Source organism: Anoxynatronum sibiricum, from assembly GCF_039414295.1.
In the GTDB taxonomy this organism is placed as follows: domain Bacteria; phylum Bacillota; class Clostridia; order Peptostreptococcales; family Tindalliaceae; genus Anoxynatronum; species Anoxynatronum sibiricum.
The window spans coordinates 140,010-166,283 of sequence record NZ_JBCITM010000004.1 but is presented as its reverse complement, the minus strand read 5'-3'; the positions used below and the strand labels follow the sequence as shown (position 1 = coordinate 166,283).

The 26,274-nt window shown below is 50.6% G+C and carries 25 protein-coding genes, 1 riboswitch and 1 other annotated feature; of the genes, 3 read left to right on the top strand and 22 right to left on the bottom strand.

The genetic code is table 11. The annotated features are described in order from the left end of the window. Window positions 1–130 precede the first annotated feature (130 nt). Both AAIG11_RS05895 and AAIG11_RS05890 read right to left on the bottom strand, forming a co-directional pair. Complete coding sequence (locus AAIG11_RS05895) at window positions 131–559, bottom strand: flavodoxin (protein WP_343185310.1); 429 nt, start codon at window positions 557–559, stop codon at window positions 131–133. Window positions 560–600: 41 nt separating this feature from the next. Further along, window positions 601–1,242, bottom strand: coding sequence for a DUF3793 family protein (locus AAIG11_RS05890; protein ID WP_343185309.1), 642 nt, complete (start codon window positions 1,240–1,242; stop codon window positions 601–603). A 279-nt stretch (window positions 1,243–1,521) separates the two neighbouring features. Here AAIG11_RS05890 and hemA point away from each other — a divergent pair, with 279 nt between their 5' ends. Beyond that, window positions 1,522–2,820, top strand: a complete 1,299-nt coding sequence (gene hemA / locus AAIG11_RS05885; protein WP_343185308.1) for a glutamyl-tRNA reductase — start codon at window positions 1,522–1,524, stop codon at window positions 2,818–2,820. Continuing rightward, window positions 2,811–4,106 carry a glutamate-1-semialdehyde 2,1-aminomutase gene (gene hemL, locus AAIG11_RS05880; RefSeq protein WP_425499409.1) on the top strand — a complete coding sequence of 432 codons (1,296 nt, stop codon included), beginning with the start codon at window positions 2,811–2,813 and terminating at the stop codon, window positions 4,104–4,106. The genes hemA and hemL overlap by 10 nt, the downstream gene beginning before the upstream one ends. 142 nt (window positions 4,107–4,248) lie before the next feature. On the opposite strand, the gene AAIG11_RS05875 is transcribed toward hemL, so the two are convergent. The 15 genes from AAIG11_RS05875 to AAIG11_RS05805 form a co-directional block, all read right to left on the bottom strand. After that, window positions 4,249–4,689, bottom strand: coding sequence for a universal stress protein (locus AAIG11_RS05875; RefSeq protein ID WP_343185306.1), 441 nt, complete (start codon window positions 4,687–4,689; stop codon window positions 4,249–4,251). Window positions 4,690–4,795: 106 nt separating this feature from the next. Beyond that, window positions 4,796–6,130 carry an MATE family efflux transporter gene (locus AAIG11_RS05870; RefSeq protein ID WP_343185305.1) on the bottom strand — a complete coding sequence of 445 codons (1,335 nt, stop codon included), beginning with the start codon at window positions 6,128–6,130 and terminating at the stop codon, window positions 4,796–4,798. A gap of 58 nt (window positions 6,131–6,188) precedes the next feature. Then, window positions 6,189–6,650, bottom strand: coding sequence for a MarR family winged helix-turn-helix transcriptional regulator (locus tag AAIG11_RS05865; protein WP_343185304.1), 462 nt, complete (start codon window positions 6,648–6,650; stop codon window positions 6,189–6,191). Window positions 6,651–6,885: 235 nt separating this feature from the next. Then, window positions 6,886–7,410: a Gx transporter family protein gene (locus AAIG11_RS05860; protein WP_343185303.1), complete on the bottom strand. Its 525-nt coding sequence runs from the start codon at window positions 7,408–7,410 to the stop codon at window positions 6,886–6,888. Next, window positions 7,407–7,787 (bottom strand): NusG domain II-containing protein, encoded by a 381-nt coding sequence (locus tag AAIG11_RS05855; RefSeq protein ID WP_343185302.1) that lies wholly within the window; start codon window positions 7,785–7,787, stop codon window positions 7,407–7,409. Before AAIG11_RS05855 ends, AAIG11_RS05860 begins: the two co-directional genes overlap by 4 nt. 205 nt (window positions 7,788–7,992) lie before the next feature. Next, entirely contained in the window at window positions 7,993–8,892 is a 900-nt protein-coding gene (locus AAIG11_RS05850) for a DMT family transporter (RefSeq protein WP_343185301.1), read from the bottom strand. A 163-nt stretch (window positions 8,893–9,055) separates the two neighbouring features. Beyond that, entirely contained in the window at window positions 9,056–9,868 is an 813-nt protein-coding gene (gene trpA / locus AAIG11_RS05845; RefSeq protein WP_343185300.1) for a tryptophan synthase subunit alpha, read from the bottom strand. After that, window positions 9,831–11,084, bottom strand: coding sequence for a tryptophan synthase subunit beta (gene trpB / locus AAIG11_RS05840; protein WP_343185374.1), 1,254 nt, complete (start codon window positions 11,082–11,084; stop codon window positions 9,831–9,833). Before trpB ends, trpA begins: the two co-directional genes overlap by 38 nt. Beyond that, window positions 11,077–11,703: a phosphoribosylanthranilate isomerase gene (locus tag AAIG11_RS05835; RefSeq protein WP_343185299.1), complete on the bottom strand. Its 627-nt coding sequence runs from the start codon at window positions 11,701–11,703 to the stop codon at window positions 11,077–11,079. Before AAIG11_RS05835 ends, trpB begins: the two co-directional genes overlap by 8 nt. 108 nt (window positions 11,704–11,811) lie before the next feature. Then, window positions 11,812–12,609: an indole-3-glycerol phosphate synthase TrpC gene (gene trpC, locus AAIG11_RS05830; RefSeq protein ID WP_343185298.1), complete on the bottom strand. Its 798-nt coding sequence runs from the start codon at window positions 12,607–12,609 to the stop codon at window positions 11,812–11,814. Continuing rightward, window positions 12,603–13,649 (bottom strand): anthranilate phosphoribosyltransferase, encoded by a 1,047-nt coding sequence (gene trpD / locus AAIG11_RS05825; RefSeq protein ID WP_343185297.1) that lies wholly within the window; start codon window positions 13,647–13,649, stop codon window positions 12,603–12,605. Before trpD ends, trpC begins: the two co-directional genes overlap by 7 nt. After that, window positions 13,636–14,244: an anthranilate synthase component II gene (locus tag AAIG11_RS05820; RefSeq protein ID WP_343185296.1), complete on the bottom strand. Its 609-nt coding sequence runs from the start codon at window positions 14,242–14,244 to the stop codon at window positions 13,636–13,638. The genes trpD and AAIG11_RS05820 overlap by 14 nt, the downstream gene beginning before the upstream one ends. A 5-nt stretch (window positions 14,245–14,249) precedes the next feature. Then, complete coding sequence (gene trpE, locus AAIG11_RS05815; RefSeq protein WP_343185295.1) at window positions 14,250–15,875, bottom strand: anthranilate synthase component I; 1,626 nt, start codon at window positions 15,873–15,875, stop codon at window positions 14,250–14,252. A 202-nt stretch (window positions 15,876–16,077) separates the two neighbouring features. Then, window positions 16,078–16,333: a binding site (T-box leader), on the bottom strand. 84 nt (window positions 16,334–16,417) lie between these two features. Then, window positions 16,418–16,777: a DUF2200 domain-containing protein gene (locus AAIG11_RS05810; protein WP_343185294.1), complete on the bottom strand. Its 360-nt coding sequence runs from the start codon at window positions 16,775–16,777 to the stop codon at window positions 16,418–16,420. Between the two features lie 239 nt (window positions 16,778–17,016). After that, window positions 17,017–17,841 carry a DNA-formamidopyrimidine glycosylase family protein gene (locus AAIG11_RS05805; RefSeq protein ID WP_343185293.1) on the bottom strand — a complete coding sequence of 275 codons (825 nt, stop codon included), beginning with the start codon at window positions 17,839–17,841 and terminating at the stop codon, window positions 17,017–17,019. A gap of 475 nt (window positions 17,842–18,316) precedes the next feature. On the opposite strand from AAIG11_RS05805, the gene AAIG11_RS05800 reads away from it, so the two are divergent. Then, window positions 18,317–21,361, top strand: a complete 3,045-nt coding sequence (locus AAIG11_RS05800; RefSeq protein ID WP_343185292.1) for a fibronectin type III domain-containing protein — start codon at window positions 18,317–18,319, stop codon at window positions 21,359–21,361. Window positions 21,362–21,509: 148 nt separating this feature from the next. Here the strand turns inward: AAIG11_RS05800 and thiD are convergent, their stop codons facing one another. From thiD to thiM, 5 genes are all read right to left on the bottom strand, one after another. After that, complete coding sequence (gene thiD / locus AAIG11_RS05795; protein ID WP_343185291.1) at window positions 21,510–22,304, bottom strand: bifunctional hydroxymethylpyrimidine kinase/phosphomethylpyrimidine kinase; 795 nt, start codon at window positions 22,302–22,304, stop codon at window positions 21,510–21,512. Window positions 22,305–22,344: 40 nt separating this feature from the next. Next, on the bottom strand, window positions 22,345–23,046 hold the full coding sequence (locus tag AAIG11_RS05790) for an MtnX-like HAD-IB family phosphatase (RefSeq protein ID WP_343185290.1): 702 nt from the start codon (window positions 23,044–23,046) through the stop codon (window positions 22,345–22,347). Next, entirely contained in the window at window positions 23,034–23,657 is a 624-nt protein-coding gene (gene thiE / locus AAIG11_RS05785; RefSeq protein WP_343185289.1) for a thiamine phosphate synthase, read from the bottom strand. The genes AAIG11_RS05790 and thiE overlap by 13 nt, the downstream gene beginning before the upstream one ends. Beyond that, the gene (locus AAIG11_RS05780) at window positions 23,654–25,075 is read right to left on the bottom strand and encodes a sodium:solute symporter family transporter (RefSeq protein ID WP_343185288.1); all 1,422 of its coding nucleotides are present in this window, start codon (window positions 25,073–25,075) and stop codon (window positions 23,654–23,656) included. Before AAIG11_RS05780 ends, thiE begins: the two co-directional genes overlap by 4 nt. 61 nt (window positions 25,076–25,136) lie before the next feature. Continuing rightward, the gene (gene thiM / locus AAIG11_RS05775; RefSeq protein ID WP_343185287.1) at window positions 25,137–25,940 is read right to left on the bottom strand and encodes a hydroxyethylthiazole kinase; all 804 of its coding nucleotides are present in this window, start codon (window positions 25,938–25,940) and stop codon (window positions 25,137–25,139) included. A 170-nt stretch (window positions 25,941–26,110) separates the two neighbouring features. Further along, a riboswitch (TPP riboswitch) is annotated at window positions 26,111–26,213 on the bottom strand. Window positions 26,214–26,274: the final 61 nt, after the last annotated feature.

Here is a 26,274-nt window from a genome sequence, read left to right as displayed (position 1 = left end):
ATAGTTGTTTTAAACACAAAAGAAAACCCACTTGTCGGATAGCATGTGTGCATTTCCAACAACCGGGTTTTCTGAGGGGGCATTTCATCATTTTGTCTTTGTTTTCATGCAAGAAAAACTCAGGTCAGCATTATTTTGCCAGTCGCTTCCCCAGGGCACGGCAGTTTTCAAGAGCTTCATCATCAGGGTTCAGCCGGGTAATCAGACCGTCATCCACCAGTTGGACTCCAGCTGCTTTCATACGTTCTTCCCAATCGTGCATCCATTCACCGTTACCCCAATCATAGGAGCCGAACAGTGCCATGGGTTTCCCCGTTAGTTCGCCACCCGCCAGTGTTTCCACAAAAGGTTCCATCTCGCCTTCTTCCAGCACTTCGGCACCCATTGAAGGGCAACCAAGTGCAGCTGCATCGGCCTTCCACACATCTTCAGGGCTTGCATCTGACACATTCAGCAGCACCGCCTCGCCGCCGCCTGCTGTGACACCTTCTGCAACGGCCTGTGCCATTTGTTCTGTATTGCCTGATCCTGTCCAGTAAACCACTGCCACTTTTTTCATATGTACTGCCTCCTTATATGTGAATGGTTCATGTGTTACCGTCAGCAGGCGGCTTGTATAACACCGCAGGGGTCCAGCCTTTCCATTTGAAGCTGTATTTGCTTTCTGGCTTCCTGAATCAACCGATATCGCCGGTCTGAAGGCTCAGGGTCACCATATACGCGCCACCCTGTCACCTTTGTGAGTTTCAGTGAAGGATGTCCAATAAATCCCATAACATCTTTCAATGGATAACCTAAAAATAAACCGATTTCATGAGGTAATGTCCCGTTTTCCATATGATCAACCAACTGATCAAGCAGTTTCTCCAATGTGTCATTCACCACATACCCCCGTTGCAGCAAGAAACGTTGATTACGATGGTCATCCTTCATGTTCTGAAGACTGTGATAATGGTAAAAAAGTACTCTGTATCGTCCATTGACGGTTTTAAAAGTGCGATAACCCACCTTATCACTCTGGTCAAGAAGTGCGGTAATGCTGCTGAGGTGACGAAGCTGCTCTTCGGCAGTCAGTCGAAAACACAGCAACTCTGCAGTTTTAGCACCCAAAAGTACTGGTGCAAGTTTATCTGCCATCCATCGCAAAAAAACATGATGATGACTTAGGCTGGTCTGAGAACACTCTTTCTCTCTGCTTTCATCGCACATCTGCCACCAGCATTGTTCTTTTGTCAGCGCCATATACATCCTCCTCGCCTGTATAACGTGATAACGATTATCATTATCGTAATCAAAACTTTATCATACTCCTTGCTTCATTGTCAAGGCTTTGCTTTTTTAAATGATGGATACTCTGTGATCATGTCATGCTTTGTATTTTCTGGTAGAATGCCGCGCCACCTCAAGAAACATTCATTTTTCCTCCTGTTGCATCACCTTGTGAAGCAGGGAAACTTCTGCTATCATGGGAAGTGTGTTTATTGACTCTGTTTCATCAGAAATCCACAAAGGATGCTGCCTATGAACCTGATTATTTTCGGATTGCATTACCAAAAAACGCCATTAACCATTCGGGAACGGGCTGCTTTTCGTTCTTCAGAAATGGAGCAAGCGTATGCCCGCCTGCTTCAAAGTCAGTGCATTGAGGGCGGTGTCATTTTATCCACCTGTAACCGCAGCCAGCTGATTTGCCATGTCTCGGATCTTTCAGCAGCTGCCACCACCCTTTTTCAGTTTTATCTGGATTTCTTCCATTTTTCGAAGGATGAATTGTCCCCCTACTGTCAGACTCTGACAAGCCGAGAGGCTGTCAGCCATTTTTTCGAAACTTGTTGTGGCCTTAACTCGCTGGTATTGGGCGAAGACCAGATTCTTGGACAGGTGAAGGAAGCCTGGTTCAACGCCAGGGATTTTCAGGCAACCAATAAAGTGCTGAACCGATTGTTTCAGGAAGGCATTACTTTGGGAAAAAAAGTGCGTGCTGAAACAAAAATCTCTGAGACCCCCCTCTCTGTGGCTTCCATCGCCGTTCGAATGGGTGAACAGTTTTTCACTGATCTCTCCGGCAAACGGGCACTGGTCATCGGAAGAGGCGAGATGGCTCGGCTGGCTCTGAATCATCTCGGTGATACGGCAGTTTCAGAGATCTATGTGAGCAGCCGACAGTCTCTGATTCTCAGCGATCTGGAAAAACGCAGACGGCTGATTCCCGTTTCTTATGAGGATCGGTACCGTATCGCCGCCGGAGTAGACTGGGTGATCAGCGCCACCGCCGCCCCTCACATTGTTTTCGAGAAAAATGCATTTCTCCGGGAATACCGGGGGCATCCCCTGTTGTTGACAGACATCGCTCTCCCCCGGGACATTGACCCGGCTCTTTCTAAGGAGCCCACTATTCAGCTGTATGATCTTGACATGTTGGAAACCGTTGCCCAGGAAGGAATGGAGCGCCGGTACAGCCATCTCTCCCTGATTCGGCAGCGCCTCAATGAGACAATGAAACAGTTTGAGGAGTGGTGGCACTGTCTGCCGGTTTTCCCCCGCATTCAGGCCATTCAGGAATACTCCCACGCACTCACCACCGGAGAGCTGAAGCAGCTTTTCCAGCAAATGCCTCATTTAACACCTCGTGACCAAGAGCAGATCACCGCTTTTGTGTTCAGTCTGACAAAAAAAATGTGGCGCACCCCCATTCATCAGTTAAAGCAGGAGGGTCTTGAAGGCCGGGGAGAAGCTGCCGGTGCTCTATTGGATCGCCTGCTGAACCAACCCGAATCACATGAAGACATATTGCCTGCACTGAAAGGAGAATCTCAATGAATCATTCCGCCTCACAACAGCTTTTTCTGGAGGCCAAAACCCTCATGCCTGGCGGCGTAAACAGCCCGGTGCGTGCCTTCTCTGCCGTAGGCACCGATCCGGTTTTTATTCGAGAGGGTAACGGTCCTTTGATCACAGATGTTGACAATAATACCTATCTGGATTATGTCCTTTCCTGGGGTCCCATGATTCTGGGCCATGCCGACCCGGATGTGGTGGCAGCCCTGCAAAACGTGATAGGCAAAGGCACCAGCTTTGGAGCGCCCACCGAAGCAGAGAATCAACTGGCCTCCCTGATGATCGAATCCGTTCCTTCTCTGGAAAAAGTGCGTATGGTAAACTCTGGTACTGAAGCTGTTATGTCGGCATTAAGACTGGCCCGGGGTTACACCAACAGGTCTAAAATCGTTAAGTTCAACGGCAACTATCATGGCCACTCCGATGCGCTGTTGGTGAAAGCCGGTTCCGGTCTGCTCACCCATGGCATTCCGGGTAGCCCGGGTGTGCCTGAAGGAGTGGTTCAGTACACCCTGACTGCCCGTTTCAATGATGAAGCCATGATCAGAAACATTTTTGAAACTCATGGAAATGATATTGCTGCGGTGATTGTGGAACCGGTGGCGGGAAACATGGGTGTGGTGCCCATGACCCAGTCGTTTGCACACCTGCTGAGAACCTTAACCAGTCAAGCCGGCAGCCTGCTGGTTTTCGATGAGGTAATGACCGGCTTTCGCCTGGCTTTCCAGGGAGCTCAGTCACTTTATGGCATCACTCCAGATTTATGCTGTTACAGTAAGATCATTGGAGGCGGCCTCCCTGTCGGTGCCTTTGGCGGCCGAAAAGACATCATGGATCACATGGCGCCGGAAGGGCCTGTTTATCAGGCTGGTACACTTTCCGGCAATCCTCTGGCCATGACTGCAGGCCATGCCACTCTCAAAAAACTGCAGGAAAACCCCGGCTATTACGACCAACTGAATCTACAGGGCAGCCGGCTTGCTCAGGGCCTGAGGGATCTCATCAACAAACATAACATCCCTGCCCAGGTAAATCAAAAAGGCTCCATGCTATGCCTCTTCTTCACCGAAGGCGAAGTCACCGATTTTGAATCGGCGGCAGCCTGCGATACCCAGCGATTCGCCCGTTTCTTCAGGGGCATGCTTTCACGGGGCATTTACTTACCCGCATCCCAGTTTGAAGCCTGGTTTCTCTCAGTACTGCATACCGATTCACATATTCATCAGACACTGGAAGCTGTTGATGCCACGCTCAGTGAAATTGACTGATAACGCACAGTAAGAGGGTGTTGCATCACTTTGTATTTCGACGAATATCCCATACGTTTCAGTAACTCCTTTCCTTAACGCTAAAAAGCTGAAAGCCCCCTCATCAGGGACTTTCAGCTTTTGTTTTGTTCATTTCATTTGTTCAATCGTCGCATCTTACAATCAACATGTCGCACCCTGTATGGTGAAGCACTTTTGTGGAAACACTTCCCAGCATCACCCGGCCAAAACCACTCAGGCCGCGGCTTCCCATTACCAGCAGGTCTGGTTTTTCCCGTTCTGCCACCACCAGTATTTCTTCTGCCGGTTCTCCGTAGGCCAATAGGGTTTCATATCTGCCCTCATAAGATTCGAACTGCTCTTTTGCTCCATCAAGTGTTTTCCTGGCGCTGTCTTCAATGACCCGGTCAACCTCATCACTCAGTTGAAAATCACTGCCCGTGTGATAATGGATGGCCTTCAGCTTTTTCACCACTGTTAATATCAATACTTCCGAACCAAATTTATCTGCCAGGGTTCGGGCTTTCTGTAGAACTTTCAGGGATATTTCTGAACCGTCGATGGCCACCATCATTTTTTTCATCGTTGATCCCTCCTGCAACTCATCTACCTCAAGCATTTTAAGACAGAGATTATCAATGATTTCCGATTATCAACTCTCATTGGTAGCATACCCATTATGATGGGTATTATGCCGCCAACTCCTCTTTCATTCGATTCATTTCCCGTTTCATCCAGATGGAGGTGAAAATGGTGGAAAGGCCGTCTGCCAAAGGAAAGGCGAGCCAGATTCCCATGAGGCCCAGACCACCGACCCGGGGAAGAACAGCCACCAGCGGAATGAAGAAAAGCACTTGTCGCGACAGGGTCAGCACCAAGGCTGGAACAGCTTTCCCCAATGATTGGAAGAGAGCGGCACCAATGATCTGCACTCCCACCACCGGCACCATGGCAATGACCACACGAAGGGCCAACACGCCGTATTCCAGCAACGCCGGATCATCGTTGAACAGTCGGATGATGGTTTCAGGAAACAATTGCCCAAAAATGGTGCTGAGTAAGGCCAGCGCCGTGGTCCCTATGATGGAAAGACGCACCACCTCGCTGACGCGATCCATTCTTTTGGCGCCGTAATTAAAGCCGGCAATGGGCTGCATTCCCTGAACAATGCCAAACATGGGCATGAAGAGGAACATGATCACCCGCTGGATGATACCGTAAACGGCCAGTGCCAGCTCACCACCATAAAAGCCCAAAGAGTTGTTCAGGACGATGGCCATAAGACTTCCAGCCGCCTGGCGGGCAAAAGACGATGATCCCACCATCATCATTTCTTTTTGAATCTGCCAGTTCAGCTTCATATGCTTCCATTGAACTTTCAGACTGCTATGCTCTCCATAGAAGTACGCCAGTATATAAACCAGAGAGATAAACTGGGAGATGATGGTGGCCAGTGCAGCGCCCCGAATGCCCATCTGCAAGGGAAAAATAAAGAGATAATCCAGAAATATATTGGCAATGGTGCCCACCAGCATGGAAATCATGGCGGCGCGTGCATTCCCTTCTGCACGAATCAGGTTATTGGCAGAAACCACAAAAGGAAAATAAAGGCTGCCCATAAGAATCACCTGCAGGTAATCCTTCGCGTAGGGCATCAGCAACTCAGTGGCTCCAAAAATACGCAAAATGGGATCTATGAAAATCAGCCCCAGTGCACAGATCATTACGCCCATAAGCGTGACCGCAATATATGAATTACCCACCACATGAAGGGCTTTTTCCCGGTCTTTCGCCCCCAGATATCGGGAAACTGCTGAAGCAGCTCCAATTCCAATCATTTGTGCCATGGCCATGATCCCCATCTGAACAGGAAAAGCAATAGTGAGCCCTCCAATGGCCATATACCCCACTCCCTGCCCAATGAAAATACTGTCAACAATGTTGTAGAGGGCGTTCACCATCATGGCAATGGTTGCAGGAATCGACAATCTCAGTAATATAGTACTCATTTTTTCATGTTCCATTTGATGACTACGGCTCAAAACACTTCAGTCCCTTCTCTTTGGTGAAACTTTGCGAAATCTACTCAGCGTTATGTGTTCTTTCACATTCTTTCAAGTTTTTCAGTGTGTTATCCGAAATTCGTTTCAACATGCCATATAACTGTTGGCGCTCTTCGGGGGAGAGCACCTCCAGCATTTTCTCATTCCACTCCATGATTGCCTGATGAAGTTCTGGCTGAAGCTCCCGTGCTTTGTTAGTGAGAAATACATGGTAAGCCCTTCTGTCTGCCCTGTTTTTTTTGCGCCGCACATATCCTGCTGCTTCAAGCTTGCTGATGGCACGAGCAGTGGTTCCCTTGTCAATCAAGAGTTTCGCTGAAAGTGCTTCCTGGCTGAGGCCATCGTGATGATATAGCGTCAGCAAAAATGAATATTGGCCACTGCCAATGTCATGGGCCTTCATTTTCGCCGCCAGATATGTCTGCCCCAGACGGTTCAACATGGATATATATTTTCCCGTAAGCATTTCATCAGGGATCATTGTGCCACATCCTTTCTCATGAAAACCATACAGATACTGTGTCAACGTCAACAGTTGCATTGACAACCATTAGTAGTATACGCCTATTTAGTTGTTGATGCAACTGTTTTTTTCTTTGCACTGAAAAACCTGCAGATATGACTCTGCAGGCTTGATTTTACCAAGATAAGATCACTTATTTTGACAACAGGAAATCTTAGAATGGCGGAAAAGACTGGATGTAGTCGCCGGCTGTTTACGAGGCGTCCCGGGTTCTCATGGCCGCAGCATTAACACGAAGGCCTTTCAGAACATACTTAGCCACCAAGCCCGTCATAATCCCCGTCACAACACCGGCCACCAGCAACACCGGGAAATACAGCACAAGACTTCTTGTCTGCACCACCGTTGCTGCCATGGCCAACTGCCCCACATTATGAAAGACAGCCCCGGCAACACTGATTCCCAGAATACTCATTCCCTGAACTCTTTTCAGGAGCAGCATCACCACCAGGCTCAGCAGTCCTCCTGCAAGACTGTACATGGCGCCTCCAAGACCAGCAAAGAGCAATCCGCTGAGAACAACTTTCAGCAGCATCAGGCCAAAGGCATGGCGGTTACTCATCATGAAAATGGCATATAGCAACACTGTGTTTCCCAGTCCCAGCTTAATACCCGGCATGGTAGCCGTCAGGGGAATAAAGCGTTCAAAATATCCCAGCACCAATGCCACCGCCGTCAACAAGCTCATTCTGGCGATGGTTTGTGTATTCATTTTCATTCATCTTCACCTTCATCCTTCACCAGTTCGATGGCAATTTCATTGGGAAGGCAAATGATCCAACCACCCAAAATACGGGTTTCCAGATTCTCCAGTGTCACTTCACCCTGATGAATGCAGTCCTGACTGTCACAGTTGGACGCATGCATGACGACACCTTCCTCCCATACTCTGATTTCATTGTGCTTGCCGTCTTTGTCTATGATTACCGTCTGGGGTTCACTAAGAGGAATCCGCTGGTATTCCTCCTGCCCGGCATAAATCACTGCGTAATGTTCATCGACATCATGGTCGTTCAGCATTAAACGTCCCACCGCCAGCGCCGCCAGGGCTGCCAGCAATACGATCACTATCAGTTGTACATCTTTGGTCTTCATTAATCCTTCACTGCTCCTGTCTTTCAATCGATTTGTTTTGCGTTGATGTGCACAATTAAAGCACCTTTCTACCTGAACATGTATGTTCTGCAGGCACTAACCTACATCAGGTTATCAGATTGTGAACAATATCGCAAGTGCTCATATTGATGAAAGTTCGGCGAATTTGTTCAGTTCATTTGCATATGCATATGCATGTCTTTTTTTACGTTTCACTTAAACGACTTAAACGTTTTTCCAGCAATCCAGTGGTGGTATACACCCCGATGAAGACCAGTAGTCCGCCGGTTATTTGCACCAGTGTCACCGGAACACCCAGCATGAGATTGATCCCTGCTGTAAAGACGGGGATCAAATTCAAAAAGATGCCTGCCTTCCCGGCATTGATCTCCCGTAGCGCCACATTCCAGAAAATAAAGGACCCCACGGAGGGAAACAGAAAAATGTAAATAATACCAAGAATTGCCATGGGCGGCAACTGGTGCAAGGTTAAAAACTGAGGTGCGGCAAAGGGAGTTAAGATCACAATGGCAATGAGGGCAGACAGGGCCGTGGCAGTGATGGGGGGCACCTGGGCCAGTCGTTTTCCAATGATGGAGTAGATGGTCCATACGGTAATGGCACCCAGCATCATCACGTCTCCCTGATTAATTTGCATGGCAATGAGCTGCGCAAGGCTTCCCCCGGTGATGATTACCAGCACACCGGTAAACGACACAAAGATCCCCAGACTCTGAATGCGTGTTAGTTTTTCCCGCAGTAACACCGCTGATACCAGCACCAGCAAGGCCGGGTTCAAGGCACTGACCACCGCTGCATTGGTGGAGGAAGTATACGTAAGCGCCGTATATAAAATCATGTTATAAGCAATGATCCCTGACATGGCCATACCCGTCAGCAATTGCCAAGATTTCGCCGCTTTCTTCCAGTCTGGCTTCTCCATTTTTTGGGCAATAACCAGCAGCAGTGCTGTTGCCGGCACCCAGCGAAGATAGGTGAGCAACAGGGGACTCATTTCACCCACCACATATTTTCCAAAAACATAATTACCCGACCAGAATAAATTGCAAAGAATAAGCAAGAGCCATGCTTTCCGTTGATTCATCTTGTGATTCTCCTTGTCAAAAGTCTTATGTACCAGTATGCATTTTTTTGAAAAAAAATGCAAGGGTTCAACGACTTTCTTTCAAGGGCAGACTATTTCTATTGAATCAGCCCTCACTGTTGGGCTTCATCAACAAGCAATTGAGTCTGAAGACTTTTGGAATTTACACCTCCCCAGTTTCTTTATCCAGAGCCTCTCTCAGTTCCCGAATGAAATTCAACGCCGGTTGAACTCCTTTTTCTGCCTGAATCCCATTCTCCAGGGCTGCCACCAGGGCACTGCCCACAATGAAGCTGTCTGCCAGGCAGCGGATCTGTTGAATCATTTCCGGCGAAGAAATGCCAAATCCCAGCGCGGTGGGGCAGGCACTGTGGCGGCTTACTTCTTCCATGAACGGAATCAGATTCTCAGATAAACCCTGACGGGCACCGGTGACTCCCAATGAGGCAATGCAGTAGAGAAAGCCCTGGGCTTCGCCTGCGATCTGCTGAATGCGATGCTTTGAAGTGGGGGCCACCAGCCGGATTTCAGTCACTGGCAGCGGTGTCAGCGGCTTTCCATGGTAATAACGGGATTCCAGGGGAAGATCCGGGATGATGAGACCGTCCATCCCCGCATCCGCCGCCTGTTGCCCGAAGGCTTCCCACCCGTATTGAAACAGGGTGTTCACATAAACCAGCCCCACCAGGGGGAGTTCCGTTCGACGCCGCGCTTCTTTTATCAGATGAAAATAAGCGTTGGGTGTCATGCCCGCTTCCAGAGCCCGCTGAGCTGCCCGCTGCAAGACGGGGCCGTCTGCAAGGGGGTCTGAGTAGGGCATTCCCAGTTCGATAATATCAGCACCGGCAGCCTCCAGGCCTGTGATCATTTCCAGCGTGACACTGGCACTGGGGTCACCCGCGGTGACAAAGGGAATCAGGGCTTTTCTGCCGGTCTCTTTAAGGGATGTAAAACGGTGTGCGATGCGGTTGTTCATGGATGCAGCCCCCTTTCTGGACGGCTGTCGTCGCCGTCATCACAGTATGCATGTCTTTGTCTCCCCGCCCGGAAAGGTTGATGATCATGATGGCCTCCTGCGGCATTTCAGGTGCCTGGCGCAGGGCATAAGCAATGGCGTGGGCACTTTCCAGAGCGGGAATAATTCCTTCTTTTTCTGCCATCAGGCAAAAGGCTGTCAGTGCTTCGTCATCGGTGACAGACTCGTAGCACACCCGCCCGCTGCCAGCCAAATGGGCGTGTTCCGGTCCGATACCGGGATAATCCAAACCGGCAGAGATGGAATGGACCGGTGCAATGCCGCCACATTCATCCTGCATCAAATAGGTGAGCATGCCATGAATCACCCCCACACTTCCTCCATTGATGGCCGCCGCGTGATGAGGGGTGTGCAGCCCTAATCCTGCTGCCTCCACCCCCACCAATGCCACTTTTTCTTCCGGTACAAAGGCATGAAAGATTCCCATGGCATTGCTACCGCCACCCACACAGGCCACCACCATCTCCGGCAGGCGGCCTGCCTGTCGAAGAATCTGCTCCCGTGTTTCTTCTCCAATGATTTTCTGAAATTCCCGCACCATGTAAGGGTAGGGGTGCGGCCCCACCACCGAACCGATTATATAGCAGGTATCCTCCACCCGGGCCACCCATGTGCGGATAGCCTCACTAGTGGCATCTTTCAAGGTGCCTGTGCCGGCATCCACGCCGGTCACCGTTGCCCCCAGCAGTTTCATTTTTTCCACGTTCACTGCCTGGCGGCGAATGTCTTCGGTGCCCATGAACACTTCGCAGTTGAGACCCATTTTGGCGCAAATGGTGGCAGTGGCCACCCCATGCTGTCCTGCACCGGTTTCTGCGATGATGTTTTTTTTGCCCATGCGCCGGGCCAGCAGGGCCTGACCGATCACGTTGTTGATTTTATGAGAACCGGTATGGTTCAGGTCTTCCCGCTTCAAAAAGATCCGGGCACCTTTCAGGTGCCGTGTTAAGTTATCGGCCTCATACAGCGGGGTTTCCCGCCCGGCATACTGGTGCAGCAGCGCCTGGTATTCTGTCATAAAATCCGGGTCAGCCAGTGCTTCCGCCAATCCTGCTTCCAGTTCGTGTAATGCATTCATCAGCGTTTCAGGGACATATCTGCCGCCAAACTCGCCAAAATAACCATTAAACGATTCTCTGGGTGATGTTTCATTCATCATGGGTATTCCTCACTTTCCTGATAAAGATACCTATCTGCCGGGGTGATTTTTCACCCCGAATCTCAACACCGCTGCTGACATCCACCACCGTGGGTATCACTTCTTTCAGGGCCTGTCTCACATTATCCGGCCGAAGACCGCCTGCCAAAATCAGCGGTTTTGACAGCGACACACCGACAAGCCATTGCCATGGAAAGCTTTTACCAGTGCCTCCAGCTCCCCCGATTCCTGCTGCATCCACCAGGTAACCATCCACTTCATACTGGTTCAAATTTTTCAGATCATCCAGCGAAGCCATTGGAAAGACCTTCCAAACCAGCCATCCTTTTCTGCGGAGCTGGGCGCAGGTCTCGGCAGATTCACTGCCATGGAGCTGCAGGATTTTCAGGCCGGCCTGACGACCCACAGCATCCATGGCTGCCACCGTTTCGTTCATGAATACTCCCACCGGCACTGTTTCTGAAGGCAGTTGAACAATCAGTTCCCTGGCTGTTGCCACACTCACCCTCCGTCGGCTGGGGGCAAAAACAAAACCCACATATTCCGGTTTCATTTCTCTTATCACCGGCAGCACTTTTTCGTTCATTAATCCGCAGATTTTAACAGCTGTCTCCATTTGCGTTTTCTCCTTTCATGGCTTTTCACACGATTTTCATTGTTGACTTCCTGCATCGTTTCTTGTTGCCGGTTTGCTGTACAACAGCTATTTTTCGGTCAGTTTTCATCATCCCGTTCCCACCAGCAGCTTCAGGGCGTTCCCGGGATCTGCCGCCGTCACCAGGGCTTCTCCCACTAATATTCCCTGAATGTTCATCTCTTTAAGTTCTGCCACGGTATCAGGGGTGGAAATGCCGCTCTCACTGATACAGATAAACTCCCCTGGAATAAGAGGCCTCAGCTGACGGGTGGTTTCCAGGCTTGTCTGGAAGGTTTTCAGGTTCCGATTGTTGATACCGATGAAGTCCCGCTCCCGCTGCAACGGCAGCGCCAGTACCCGTTCCACTTCTTCCCTGGTGTGGATTTCCATCAGGCACTGAAGTCCCAGAGCCGCTGCCTGGCGGTGCATGGCGGCCAGTTGATCCCCGGGGAGTGCGGCAGCAATGAGCAGCACCACATCTGCCTGGAGCAGGCGACTTTCATAAAGCTGGTATGGCGTTACCAGAAAATCTTTGCGCAGTACGGGACATTTCACACAGCAGCGTACCTGCACCAGATCTTCGTTGCTCCCTTTGAAGTGCTCAGGTTCTGTGAGTACTGAAATCACCGCTACCCCTGCTTGTTCATACCAATCTGCCTGTTCTTTCGGGTCAAGTGTCATGTTTAAAGGTCCTTTGGAGGGAGAAGCCCGTTTGATTTCTGCAATCACCGCCATGGCAGCTTGTTGACCAAAAGCCTGGGGAAGGCTTCGGGGAAAGAATGCTGACGACTGATCTTCCAACGCTTTCATCAGCTGATGAAGCGGTTTGGCTGCTTCTGCTGCTGCCACCCGCCGACGGGTATGTGCCACTATTTGATCTAACATGACGCCGCCTCCCGGAACCCTCCAGGTGCTGCCTCATAACTCCTCAGATCCGCCAGTTTGGCAGCAGCACTCCCATTCTGAATCAGCTGTTTTGCTTGAAACACACCGGTTGCCAAGGTGGCGGCTTTGCCTGCCACATAGAGAGCAGCTCCGGCATTGAGGGCAATGAGATCTGCCGCTTCCGGCCGCTGGTTTGAAAAAGCCCCTTCGATCACCTTGGCATTGAAGGCTGTGTCTCCCCCGATAAGCACTTCAGCATCACACCGTTTCAGCCCCACCGCTTCCGGCTCAAGACTGCTGGATGTCAGGGTTTCCGGGGTGACTTCACAAAGGTAGCTGGTGCCTGTCAGCGTCAGCTCATCCATCCCATCGCTGCCATGAACCACCAGTCCCCGTTGAATTCCCAACTGCTGTAATACCTGAGCCATGGGAGTCACCAGTCGCCGGTCATAGACCCCCAGCACCTGATAGACAGGCCTTCCGGGATTTGCCAGGGGTCCCAGCAAATTGAAAATGGTGCGGAACCCCAGGGTTTTCCGTACGCCTGCCACCTGCTTCATACTCTGATGATAGTCCGGGGCAAAGAGAAAGGTCATCCCCACTGTCTCCAGCGCCTGGCGGGCAGCTTCAGGCTGTTGGTGAATGGCAATGCCCAGGGCCTCCAGCACATCGGCACTGCCACATCGGCTGGATACAGCGCGGTTGCCATGCTTCATCACCTTCACGCCCCCGGCAGCAGCCACCAGGGCGGCAGCCGTGGACACATTGAAGGTAGTACCTCCGTCACCACCGGTACCGCAGGTATCCAGGGCATCAGAAAAACTGACCGGCAGAGGCAAGGCTCTGGCTCGCAGCACCCGGGCAGCGGCGGTCAGTTCTGCCACCGTTTCCCCTTTCATGCGCAGTGCGGTTAAAAAAGCAGCTATTGACACCGGATCTGTCCCTCCTGTCATGATGATCTCCATGGCTTCCGTCATGGCGGCCTCTGGCAAAGGCTGGTGGTTCAACAAGTGTGCAGTGTGATTTTTAAGTTGATTCATGTGATGCTCCTTCCTGCCGGCTCATGCGCTCCGGCTGGTTAATGAATTGCCTCAAAATGGCTTTCCCATGTTCTGAGGCGATGGATTCGGGGTGGAACTGAAGCCCGGTGATGGGAAACCGCTGGTGCTGCACTGCCATGATTTCTCCAGTCTCTGTTTCAGCCGTTACCAGCAACTCCGGGGGCATTTTTTTCGGATCTGCCACCAGGGAATGGTACCGGGCGGCAATGAAAGGACTGGGCAGCCCTGCCAGCAGCCCAGTCTGCTGATGAACAATTTGGGAAGTTTTTCCGTGCACCCGATGTCTGGCAAGGACAATTATTCCTCCGAAAGCTTCACAGATGGCCTGGTGGCCCAAACAGATTCCCAGGGTGGGAATGCGCGGGCCTAACTGCCGGATGGCTTCAATGGAAATGCCTGCATCTTTGGGAAATCCGGGGCCCGGTGAAATAATAAGGTGAGAAGGGTTCATGGCTTCCAGTTCTGACACGGTAACCGCATCGTTACGTATCACCCTGATATCCGGCGAAATTTCTCCCAAATACTGATACAGGTTGTAAGTAAAGGAATCGTAATTGTCGATGAGAATCATCATGGGTCTCAAGCTCCTTCCACACATAGTATTTCCAAAAGGCTGGCGGCTTTTCGCCGGCTTTCCTCGTACTCAGACGCCGGTACAGAATCCTCCACAATGCCTGCACCCGCCTGTACATGGGCTTTCCCACCCTGAAACACCACACTGCGAATGGTGATACAGGTGTCCATGTTGCCGTTGTACCCCACATATCCCACCGCGCCGCCATAAGGGCCTCTGCGTTTGGTTTCCAGTTGGTCGATGATCTCCATGGCCCGAATTTTGGGTGCGCCGGAAAGGGTGCCTGCAGGCAGGCAGGCGGTAAGGGCATCAAAGGCTCCTTTTCCCGGTGCCAGTTTCCCCTGCACCTGGCTGACCAAGTGCATCACATGGGAGAATTTTTTCACCACCATGTACGGGGCCACTGTGACGCTTCCAAAATCAGCCACCCGTCCCACATCATTGCGCGCCAGGTCCACCAGCATCAGATGCTCTGCCCGTTCTTTTTCGTCGGCCAGCATCTCTTTCTCATAGGCCTGGTCTTCTTCTGGTGTGTTTCCTCGGGGGCGGGTGCCGGCAATGGGGCAGGTTTCCACCCGCCGATGCCGGGTTTGCACCAGCATTTCCGGTGATGCTCCAGTGAGCTGAAAGTCATCGAAGTCAAGATAAAACAAATAGGGAGATGGGTTTTGACTGCGCAGGGCCCGGTAAGTGTCAAAGGGGTCGGGCGCTGGCTCAATGGTGTACCGCTGGGAAAGCACCACCTGAAAAATATCTCCCTGTCGGATATGCTCCTTGGCTATCTTCACCTTTTCACTGAAGCTTTCCAGCGTTTCAGTGCTGGTGACCCGAGGCCCTGACGCCGAATGAAGGGGCGCAGTGGCTGACTGTGCATCTGAACCAGGCAGCTCATCTGACGGTATGAGGTGATGCCTTGGCAGGGGTTGACGCACCTTTTCTTCCAGCCTTTCCAACTGCCGTTGCCCATTGTCATAAACTGCTTTCAATGACTCTCTGGTCGCCGGTGCTTCCGGCAGCATCACATTGGTCATGAGCACAATAGTTTGGCGGGCATGATCGTAGGCAGCCAATTCATCCACCAATAAAAAGCAGGTCTCCGGCAGTCCCAGATCATCCTCTGTTTTGTCCGGCAGCTGTTCATATTGACGCACCATGTCATAGGCCATAAACCCTACGGCACCACCAGTAAAGTCTGGCCCATTTTCAGTTTGCCTTTCTACCTCCAGGGGAATATTCAGAAGCTGCTGCAGTTTTTCCAATACAAGTCCCTGTCCCTTACCCTGCCTCTGCCCTTCTTTTCTCTTCAACTGACAGCAAGGCCGTCCCCCACCGACGTCTTTCACCGCACCATCGTCAGGCACAGCTTCATCAGGGATCCCTTCCATCTGCCATTCCCGTCCCCGACTGCTTAATGTGGCAGTGGGACAGCTTCCCATATAGGAATACCGCCCTCGCTGCACGCCGTCGGCCACACTTTCCAGCAGAAAAGAACCTCCCTTCTCCTTCAGTTTTTGGTAGAGACTGATGGGGGTTTCCATGTCGCCCTGAACTTCTTTTTTCAGGCAGATGCGACGCTGTCCTTTCGCCATTTGCTGTGTTGCCATTTCCTGAAAAGCTTCCCATGTGATCATTGACTGCACCTCCTGTGTTGTCTTTTGGATACTGGCCGTTATCCTTTGTTCGGTTTGCCCTGTTGAAAAGCTTCCACGCAAAAAACACACCATCCCCTTGTACAGGGACGATGTGTTTCATAACCACCGCGGTGCCACCCATCTTAGCTGGTGAAGGTCTCATGGGCGGCTTTTCCGGGAAATAAAAAACGCACTTCATCCCGGATAGGACGAAATGCGTTGATTCCGTGTTGCCACCTATGTTAGACGGCTTCAGCCATCTCACTCTTACAGGTACGGAAGCCATGGCTTCGATACCCTGCCCGGATAACGTGGGGCTGACGGCGACCGCTACTTTCCTTGATTTTGCGGCGCTTCTCCGGGAACCATTCAACAGGCTGTTCTGCACCGGGCTTTCACCTTCCCCGGTTCGCTGTGGCGTCCAGTTGCTGTTTACTTTTTCCCTTCACTGAATTTATGGTGTGAAGTGTGAAATTTGTACCATCATACCCGGTTTCTTTTTCACTGTCAAGTCCGTTGATGAATTTTTATGTCTTGCCTGACTATCGTAGTATCTTCTCCATTGCTTTTCCCTTCGCCAGTTCATCAACCAGTTTGTCCAAATACCTTATCTGCCGGGTGACAGGGTTTTCGATTTCTTCGATACGATAGCCGCAAATGCTACCTGTAATCAGGTTCGCCCTGGGATTAAGGTTTGCTCTTTGAAAAAACATTTCGAAGGTGACTTCCTCGTCGATGAGATTCTTCACTTCTTCCTCTTCAAATTCCGTCAACCACCGAATGACCTGTTGCAGTTCTTCAACGGTTCTTCCCTTTTTTTCGATTTTGGCAACATAGTGGGGATATACCGATGCAAAGGTCATTTTTGCCATACGCCCATCATGTTCAGGGGTTGTCTTCATATTATCATCCTCCCAATGGAATCTTTTGTTCACAGGTGCTCATCAGCACATGTCACTTTTCCAACTCAACCAACCACACGGACGATGGTTTCTTATTTCAGTCTTTCCAACACACCTTTTCGCCTGACTAAGTTTTTGTAGTCCCACTGTATGTCTATGGATTGCTTTTTTGAAATCTTTGCTGTTATTCTTGTGTCACGGTATCTTCTTGCTTCTTTTTCAAGTGCACACAGCCGGCTCTATTTCTGACATTCCTCACAGTAATAAATGCTGCCGCCCAAATAGGATTCCTTCTTAATCATCGTGCCACAGACCAGACAAGGCTTGTTGGCTGTATTTTTACTCATTTTGGTCTTGTAACTGCCTGCATTGCCAAATAAATCCTTTTCTGTATCTCTGCCACCCTTGGCAGTCATTTCTGTCAGGGTGCTTCTCACAGCCTCATACAACCGCTCGATTTCCTTTTCAGTAAATGTGCTGCTTTTCCTTTTGGGATGAATGCCTGCATGAAAGAGCATGTCCTGCAGAACGCCGTTTCCTAACCCTGGAATTCTTTGCTCTGTGGCCAAAAGGGCTTTGGCGCTTCGTTTTTTCGCTTCAGGCGCGGAAATAAGACCGTCGAAATAGGCTTTGGTGAAGGCATCTGTCACGGGTGATGGTTTATCCTGTGCCTGCTGGTAATAAATGTTTTCAAGCTCACCTTCTCTAAAACACAGTAGCCCCCCATACATTTGGACAGATGCACTGATGGCTGTGGCATCCTCAAATTCTATGAGAAGCTGATGCTTTTTGGGTCGCATCTCTTCTTTCCCGTGAAATCGCAGATGAATGCCTTCACTCAACAGAATCACCGTACCTTCTCCGCTTATTTCAACAAAGCTTCCGACGGCGACGGCTTGATCCACCTTTTTGCCTGCCAGCAAGTCATGATATTTTTCCGGTTCGCCATGATACCATGCAAGTTTATAGGGAGACTGGGCTGCAATTGCCTGACGAATTCTTTTTCCATTCACCGCTTCATTGATCTGTTGAGCCAGTACAATTGCCTCAGGTATTTCGATCATTTTTTGATCCTCCTTTTCCACACATTCACCCATTTAAACCATTGTGTCCTTGATCATTCTAAACAGCTTCCATTCAATTTCCGCTTTTTCATTAAAACCGTCTGTCCCCGTCAAAAACGTCTGTATCCGTCAAGAGACCCTGCATCGAATCATTCAATTAGCACTATGATCTGTATCAGTTCGCAAGAGTCTCTGTACTTTTTATTTTATCCCAATGGTTGATATATTGACAGAGCAGCCCTCACAAAATCGGTCAAGGCCGGCATTTATTAAATAGCCAAATCTGAGAAGGTGTCTTTTGCATTTCTTCTTCCAGCTCTGGCATAAGCCTTTCGATGAGGTGATTCAGACCAATCGGGTCATGTGGAAAAAAATTTTTCTGCGCCATTAAAAAACAGCAACAAAATCTTCTGAAATGCGTCTCCATGAGTGAAACAGAAATCTTTATTCATTATATTGGAAAGAAGGAGTCATTATGAAAAGGCAATTGTCGATGGTATTAGCAATCTTTATGGTGGTGGGTTTTCTCTGGGGTGGCGCACCGGGGATGGTGGCGTGGGCCAATGATCCACCAGGCATCCCCACAGGTCTTTCAGCTGCAGCCACTTCACCAACCACCATCAATGTCACCTGGACACCCGTCGATGGTGCCGATGGCTATGAACTGTACCAGGGTGAACAGTCTCTCGGAGAAATGACTGCCAGCAACTATCCGCACAGTGGGCTAACACCAAATACCAGCTATACTTACAAGGTGCGCAGCTTCAAAGATGTGGCGGGGATGGATGGCGAAAATCCCATCACCACCAGGATTTACTCAGATTTTTCCAATCCCCCTGCAGTCGCTCTAACGCCACCCGCTCCTGTGACCCCTCCTGCAGCGCCTGCCGGTTTATCAGCCGTCGCTTTGGATGCTGCCAGAATACGCCTTACCTGGACTGCGGGCGCAGGTACCGTTGATGGCTTTTATGTCGAGCAAATGCCGGCAGGAGGTTCCTGGCAGCAAGTGCACACCATCACCAACCCCAGCTCAACCACTTTTGAAAGCACCGGATTAACGGCAAACACCACCTACTACTACCGGGTAAGGGCCTATAACAGCGGTGGTAACTCACCTTATTCCAACCAAGTGACCATTGCAACGCCAGCATTGGTTGTGGTGCCTGCAAAGCCAACGAATCTCACCATTAGTCAGGTAACAGTCAATCAAATGACACTCACATGGAAGGATAATTCCGGTAATGAAACCGGATTTAAAATTGAACGCAAAACCGGCAACGGCACCTACACCGAAATAGCCACCGTTGCTGCCAACGCTGTCACTTTTACCAACACCAGTCTTAACAGCAGTACCACTTACAGCTACCGGGTAAGGGCTTACAACACCGCCGGCAACTCCGATTATTCCAACGAAGCAGCGGCCGCCACATTATCTGCCCTGCCAGCCAAGCCCACCAATCTGTCCGTTTCAACGATGAACAATGGTCAGGTAACCTTAACCTGGAAAGACAATGCCACCAACGAAACCGGGTTCAAGATTGAACGAAAAACCGGTAACGGCAGTTTTTCAGAAATTGCCACGGTAGCTGCTAATGTGGTCACCTTTACAAACACCGGCCTCAGCAATAATACCGCTTACACCTATCGGGTGAGGGCTTACAATGCTGCTGGAAACTCTGATTACTCCAACGAAGCCACTGTCGCTCCCCTTGCTGTGGCACCTTCAAAGCCCACGAATCTGGAAGCCTCTCAGGTGGGTGATAACCAGGTAAAGCTGGTGTGGAAAGATAATGCCACCAATGAGACTGGTTATAAAATTGAACGCAAAACCGTCAGTGGTAATTATTCAGAAATTGCAACTGTTTCAGCCAATGTCACCAATTATACCAATACCGGGCTTAGCAACAACACGACCTACACCTATCGGGTAAGAGCTTACAATGCCGTTGGGAACTCTGATTATTCCAATGAAGCCACCGTCACCATAGCTTCAGTGCCGGCCAAGCCGGATGAGCTGAAAATTTCTTCCACCAGCACGGATCGCCTGACCATTACCTGGAAAGATAATGCCAATAATGAAAAGGGCTTTCGCATTGAACGAAAAACCGGCAGTGGCAGCTTCTCTGAGATTGCCACCGTCTCGGCCAACGTGACCAGCTACACCAATACCGGCTTAAGCAATAACACCACTTACAGCTATCGGGTAAGAGCCTATAATGATGCCGGTAATTCCAATTATTCAAACGAAGTATCCGGAAAAACCGGTGTGGCACTGACCAAGCCAGAAAGCCTTGAAGCAAGCGAAGTCAGCACCGATCGGGTAACCCTTGCCTGGAAAGACAAATCTGATAATGAGAGAGGATTCACCATTGAGAGAAAAACCGGCAGTGGCAGCTATAGCGAAGTTACCACAGTGAAAGCCAACACCACCAGTTACACCGATACACGACTACGCAATGAAACCACTTACACCTATCGAGTGCAGGCATACAATGATGATGGCCGTTCTGAGTACTCAAACGAGTTGAAGGTGACCACCGGATTAACCCCTGAAAAACCGACGGCACTCACAGTTACCCTTGTCACTGCCGATAAAATTCAAATTGAGTGGAAAGACAACGCAGACAACGAAACCGGCTTTAGAATCGAACGGAAAACCGGAAATGGCAGCTTCACAGAAGTTGCCACTGTCAAAGCCAATACCACCACCTATACCAACACTGGGCTTCAAAATCGCACCGAATACACTTATCGCGTGAGAGCTTACAATGACGTTGGAAACTCAGCTTATTCAAATGAAGTGATTACTGCCACCGGACTGGTGCCGGATAAACCTGACCTGCTGGCTGTGACCAGTGAAGAAACCTCTCAGATCTCCCTTTCCTGGCGTGACCAGTCCAGTAATGAAGACGGATTCATTCTGGAACGTCAAACAGGCACCGGAAGCTTTACCCGAATTGCCACCTTAGGGGCAAACACAACCACTTATACTGACCGAAACCTGATGAGCGGTCAAAGCTACACCTACCGGGTAAAAGCTTTTAATAGCAGCGGTGAATCAACAAGCTCCAACGAAGTGGTTGCCCGAACCAGAGTGGAAGTGATCCTTCCTCCGGTTTCAGAAGTAGTCACCCGTCTTGCCATCGGCAGTACCCAGTACCAGGTAAACGGACAACTGCTGCAGATGGATGCCGCTCCTGTTATCTATGAATCACGCACACTGCTGCCCATTCGTTATGTGGCAGAAGCTGTCGGCGCCACTGTAAAATGGGACGCTACCACCGAAAAGGTTACCGTTACCCTGGAAGACACTGTGGTGGAACTGTGGATCGGTAACAATACGGCAAGGGTTAACGGCATCTCAACCCAAATCGATGCCAACAACAGTCAGGTGAAACCATTGATATTGCCTCCAGGCAGAACCATGATTCCCCTGGCCTTCGTATCAAGAAGTCTGGGCTGCAATGTTCAGTGGAACGAGCTGACACAGGAGGTAATCGTTACCTACGCTGCCAGATAACCCAGTGTTGTTGCCCCACTCATCGGCTCGCACCTGAAAAAGCCGCCACCCACAGATCTGCTCCATCTAACTGATTAGGTTGGCCCTTCAGTCAACAAGTTATCAAGCACAGAGGTCATTGCGTTAAACCCGCAATGACCTCTCTTTTTTATTCTGTGGAAACATACATGGGATGGTAATGATGGAGGGGGCCTACCCCGCCTCCGATGGACAGGCCCTGTCGAATGCCTTCAGAAACATAGGCTTTGGCCAGCCGCACCGCCTGTTCAAGGGATTCACCCTGAGCCAGATAAACGGTAATGGCTGAGGAAAGGGTGCAGCCGGTGCCATGGGTGTTTTTACCTGGAATTCTTTCGCAGCTGATGTGCCTCACCTGATCACCGTCAAAGAGCACATCCACCGCATCGCCATGGTAATGGCCCCCTTTCACCAGCACCGCTCCGGGACCCATCCTGAAAATATCCCGTGCCGCCTCCTCCATATCTTCAAGGGTATGAATCCCACGCTCCAGTATCACCGCTGCCTCGGGAAGATTGGGGGTTACCAGGGTGGCCAGCGGCAACAGCTTTTTCACCAAAGCCTTCTCTGCCTGGGGCTGGAGCAACCGATGGTTGCTTTTGGAGACCATGACAGGGTCAAGGATCACATTGACAGGCTGCCACTTGATCAGTGTCTCTCCAATGGCTTCAATGATGGCGGCGGTGGAAACCATTCCAATCTTGGTGCCGTGCACTGGTATATCTGCATAGACCGCATCCATTTGAGCCCGCACCATCTCTGGGCTGATATTCTCCACCCCGGTGACTCCCCGGGTATTCTGGGCGGTCACCGCTGTCAGTACGCTCATTCCATAAGCCTTGAGGGCTCCAAAGGTTTTCAGGTCGGCCTGTATTCCCGCCCCGCCACTGGAATCTGAACCGGCAATGGTTAACAGATTTTTCATCTCATCATCTCCATGGTTTATGATTTGAACATCCTTCGATTCACTGCCTTTCATGGGTTCCTGATCTCATGGACTTCTCCAGCGCTTCCATTTGCTGCAACACCTGATGAAAGTCTTCAAAGGGCCAGGCAGCTATACCCTGTTGACGGCAATGGGCAAGCAACTGCCGTCGGGCAAAAACGAAATCCACTTCTTTCACAGGACAATAATCAGAAACGCCATCGCCAATATACACGCTTTTCCCATCGTTCCTTGAGAGACGCCGCACCAGCTTGCATTTGCATACGCCGCACTGCCCACATGCTGGTTCGCTATAGGGGGTTTCGATGTCCATCTCCGGCTTGAAAACCATCCGATTGGCATAGACAGGAAGTGAAATGCCCGCTTTTTTCAGCAGATGATGGATGTACAGCTCATAGCCGTCACTGAGAATATACAAACGATGTCCCGCCTGCTGGGCTGCCTGAACAAAGGCACCAAATCCTTTTTCAAGGGGGATGCTCTCTGCAATCTGCAAAATGGCCTCTGGCTCCTGTTGTCGAAAGGTCTTCAAGGTTTGCCGCGCACATTCGACGGTGGAAATTTCCCGATTCTCCCATTGCTGGTTAATGGCCTGCCATCCCTCACCTGCCAATGCTTTCACCATGGCATGGCAGACGTCGGTGGTGGTGATGGTACCATCAAAATCCAAAAAAATGTCAAAGTGCTGATCATTTTCATGGTTACCGGTCAGTTTCCCCATTGAAGGATCAACTCCTTTGCTGCTGCTTCAGGCTGAGGATGTCCCAGCACCGACGAAATCAACGAAACACCTGCCACACCTGTGGCTTTTACCTGTGACAGATTCGCTGTTGAAATCCCCCCAATTCCCACCACTGGAATCGCCACGCTTCCCACCACTTCTTCCAGTGTTTTCAGTCCAATGGCGGTGCCTGCGTCTTTTTTGCTGCCAGTGGGAAAAACGGCACCGGCGCCGATATAATCAGCACCCATTTTTTCGCCATAAATGGCAGCCTCAGGGCTTCCGGCAGAATACCCCAGTATTTTATTGGTTCCCAGGCATCGACGCACCACCTCCACCGGCAAATCCCCTTCACCGATGTGCAGCCCATCAGCATCTGCTGCCATTGCAATGTCCAGCCGGTCATTCACAATCACCGGTACCCCAAAGGGAGCTGCCAGTTTTTTCAGTGCACAGGTAATTTCATAAAAGTCCTTTGTTTCCGCCTCTTTTTCCCGCACCTGCAGCAGAGTGACGCCACCGGCCAGCGCCTGATGAACCTTATCAAGAAAACAGGCTTCACCGGTAATGGTTCGATCAGTGACCAGGTACAATCGGTAATCTATTTTCATGCCTTTTCGCCTCCTTTGTAATCAGGTGCTTCAGTGCTTCTTTTTTCAAGTAAAATTCCTCCAAAAACAACCATGGCTGACGTCACCAGCGGTACGATGAAGCTGATCAGCATGCGATTGGCCAAGAAAAACGGAACGCCTGTCGCAATGCCCACCATTGCTGCTGCCAGAGCGGTTTTTTCACTGATTTTGGAGTTGTAAAGCCCTGAAAATAGTGGGAAAGCCACGCCGGCACACAACATGTCTGCCAGGAGAAAAAGATAGAGCACGCTATAGCCTCTGGCTGCAATGAGAGCCAGGGGTAAAACCATGATAAAGGTGGCCCATCGTGCCTTCTTCATCAGTGATGCCTTCTCTGACCCGGCTGCCTGGTGCCGGTCTCTTGTACCCAGGGCAAAGGTGGCTGCCAGGGCATTCAGCAGGGTGTCCACCGTGCTCATCACCAGTACCAGCGCCAGCAACAGTACCACCAGCAGCATGCTTGGCGGGAACAGGGCGTATACCAGGGAAAACAGGGCAGTGGAGGGGTTTTCAGAAAAGCCCATGCCCACGGCTGTTATTCCCAGGTATCCTGTGAACAGCATCACCGGAACCGCAGCGCCAATGGAGATTTTCAGTGAACGGCGGATCGCCACTGTGTTTCTGGCGGCGTACATACGCTGCCAGTACCCCTGGTGAAACAGATTAGCCACCATGACTGCAATGCACAAAGTAAGGCCGAACTCGATTCCAACAGCGTTATGAAGTCGAAACAGCTGGGGAGCCCCCCCTCTGCTGACTTGTGTCATTTGACCAATACCACCTAAAGCATGTATTGTCCCCACTCCCACAATCAAGAGAAACACTCCCATGAGGCCCATTTGAATCATGTCGGTAAACATGGAGGCTCGCAAACCGCCATAAGCAGTGTAAATCATGGTACCGATTCCCACTATCAGGGCAGTGGTCAAGAGGGGCACCCCAGCCGCTTCTTTCATGACCAGTGCAATGGCCGTCAGCTCAGCCACCAAGTGAACCAGCATGTAAAAAATAGCCAGTCCCACCGTTAACCGTTGCATCCATGGCCCATACCGCTGCCGGGCATAATCGGTGAGGGTGCTTCCCTCCGGAAGGTAGTCCCTTATACGGGGGCCCACTTCCATCAGAATCAGATACAAGCCTGCCAGCCCCATTGAATATCCCACAATGCTGCTGAGTCCTCCAATGGCCCCTGCTTCAGGCGGTGTAAAGAGAATGAAAACGCCTAAAAAAGAAGCCAGAAAGGTGGAAAAAAGCATGCCTGTATCAGTGGTTCCTCTGGCCGTTATAAAATCCTCGGCTGTTGACCGGTGCCGCCCACTGTACCAAACCCCCAACGCCGTGAACAGACTCACCACCATCACCAGTCCTGTTACAATCAATTCCTGTGAAAAAATCATAGCTGCTTCCTCCCATTGATGACGCTCTCTTGATGGCACTCAAACCCGTTAGATTGACTGATCACACAGAAAAATACCGGATATTGGCGGATGCCGCCATGGATTCTTCGGTGAGCTGGTGGATTTCATCAATCAGCTTCACTTTAAAGGTACCTGGCAATTGTCCTCCTTCACCAGCCGCTGCCTTTTCTCCCGCCAGCGACATCGCCAAAAGTCCGGCCACAGTCCCTTTAAAAGGATTTTCAGCCGCGCCGCAAAAACCGGCAATCACCGCTCCTGCCATGCAGCCGGCACCGGTGATTTTAGTGAGCATCTGCGTGCCATTTTGGATGACCGCCACCTGTGTGCCGTCTGTCACCACATCCTGTATCCCTGTTGCAGCCACCACACACTGCCACTTTTGTGCAAGGGATACGCAGGCTTCCACAGCATCTTCCCCATTGTCAACGGAATCAACGCCTCTCACCTGAGTTTCAATACCTGCCAGTGATTTAATCTCTCCCAGATTTCCCTTCACCACCTGAATGGGATACTGGCTGCGCAGTTCCTCAAGGTAGTCGATGCGGCTGGGAATAGCGCCGCAGCCTACAGGATCAAGTACCACAGGAATTTCTTTTTCTGCAGCTCCCCGCAATGCCTCTTGAATGGCCTGCCGCTGTTCCGGTGTCAGGGTGCCTATATTGCAGTATACCGCTGCTGACAACCGGCTGAAATCATAGGCCTCCCGGGCCACTTCACACATGGCCGGAGAGGCTCCGCAGGCCAGCAGCACATTGGCACAGTCGTTAATGGTCACATAGTTGGTAATGGCCTGTACCAGTGGTGTCTTGCTTCGAGTTGCTGTTAAAATGCCCTTCACGTTCATAGATCATCGACCTCCTGTAATTTTTTTCGCGTTCAGGCTTCCCTGTGTCCCGCCGAAGGGCACTAAAAAAACTTCCCCATGATATGAGGAAGTTCATCAGTTCATCGAGCACTCATCTGTTAACCAACCGCCAACAGCCTCAGTGAGGCTTCGGTGATATGACTAGTGACATGATCGAATCGACAGCTTCCTACGGTGGGATAATCCACATCAGGTTCAAGGGTAATGAACGAGTTCATTTCTCAGCCTTTTCAGGCACCCCTGCTGTAACGCTATGCTTTTATCTGTTTCATTGTAGCATTCCCACATCCTTCTGTCAAAGAGATGCCTGCCC

Coding starts and splice junctions, on each gene's coding strand:
- AAIG11_RS05790 (WP_343185290.1), bottom strand. CDS start 23,046: ATGGGGAAACTGACCGGTAACCATGAAAATGATCAGCACTTTGACATT.
- trpC (WP_343185298.1), bottom strand. CDS start 12,609: ATGTTAGATCAAATAGTGGCACATACCCGTCGGCGGGTGGCAGCAGCA.
- AAIG11_RS05805 (WP_343185293.1), bottom strand. CDS start 17,841: ATGATCGAAATACCTGAGGCAATTGTACTGGCTCAACAGATCAATGAA.
- AAIG11_RS05855 (WP_343185302.1), bottom strand. CDS start 7,787: ATGAAGACCAAAGATGTACAACTGATAGTGATCGTATTGCTGGCAGCC.
- AAIG11_RS05870 (WP_343185305.1), bottom strand. CDS start 6,130: ATGGAACATGAAAAAATGAGTACTATATTACTGAGATTGTCGATTCCT.
- AAIG11_RS05890 (WP_343185309.1), bottom strand. CDS start 1,242: ATGGCGCTGACAAAAGAACAATGCTGGTGGCAGATGTGCGATGAAAGC.
- hemA (WP_343185308.1), top strand. CDS start 1,522: ATGAACCTGATTATTTTCGGATTGCATTACCAAAAAACGCCATTAACC.
- AAIG11_RS05875 (WP_343185306.1), bottom strand. CDS start 4,689: ATGAAAAAAATGATGGTGGCCATCGACGGTTCAGAAATATCCCTGAAA.
- AAIG11_RS05810 (WP_343185294.1), bottom strand. CDS start 16,777: ATGAAGACAACCCCTGAACATGATGGGCGTATGGCAAAAATGACCTTT.
- thiD (WP_343185291.1), bottom strand. CDS start 22,304: ATGAAAAATCTGTTAACCATTGCCGGTTCAGATTCCAGTGGCGGGGCG.
- AAIG11_RS05865 (WP_343185304.1), bottom strand. CDS start 6,650: ATGATCCCTGATGAAATGCTTACGGGAAAATATATATCCATGTTGAAC.
- trpD (WP_343185297.1), bottom strand. CDS start 13,649: ATGAATCAACTTAAAAATCACACTGCACACTTGTTGAACCACCAGCCT.
- AAIG11_RS05850 (WP_343185301.1), bottom strand. CDS start 8,892: ATGAATCAACGGAAAGCATGGCTCTTGCTTATTCTTTGCAATTTATTC.
- trpE (WP_343185295.1), bottom strand. CDS start 15,875: ATGATCACATGGGAAGCTTTTCAGGAAATGGCAACACAGCAAATGGCG.
- AAIG11_RS05820 (WP_343185296.1), bottom strand. CDS start 14,244: ATGATGATTCTCATCGACAATTACGATTCCTTTACTTACAACCTGTAT.
- AAIG11_RS05780 (WP_343185288.1), bottom strand. CDS start 25,075: ATGATTTTTTCACAGGAATTGATTGTAACAGGACTGGTGATGGTGGTG.
- AAIG11_RS05895 (WP_343185310.1), bottom strand. CDS start 559: ATGAAAAAAGTGGCAGTGGTTTACTGGACAGGATCAGGCAATACAGAA.
- AAIG11_RS05835 (WP_343185299.1), bottom strand. CDS start 11,703: ATGGAGACAGCTGTTAAAATCTGCGGATTAATGAACGAAAAAGTGCTG.
- AAIG11_RS05860 (WP_343185303.1), bottom strand. CDS start 7,410: ATGAAAATGAATACACAAACCATCGCCAGAATGAGCTTGTTGACGGCG.
- AAIG11_RS05800 (WP_343185292.1), top strand. CDS start 18,317: ATGAAAAGGCAATTGTCGATGGTATTAGCAATCTTTATGGTGGTGGGT.
- trpA (WP_343185300.1), bottom strand. CDS start 9,868: ATGAACAACCGCATCGCACACCGTTTTACATCCCTTAAAGAGACCGGC.
- thiM (WP_343185287.1), bottom strand. CDS start 25,940: ATGAACGTGAAGGGCATTTTAACAGCAACTCGAAGCAAGACACCACTG.
- thiE (WP_343185289.1), bottom strand. CDS start 23,657: ATGAAAATAGATTACCGATTGTACCTGGTCACTGATCGAACCATTACC.
- trpB (WP_343185374.1), bottom strand. CDS start 11,084: ATGAATGAAACATCACCCAGAGAATCGTTTAATGGTTATTTTGGCGAG.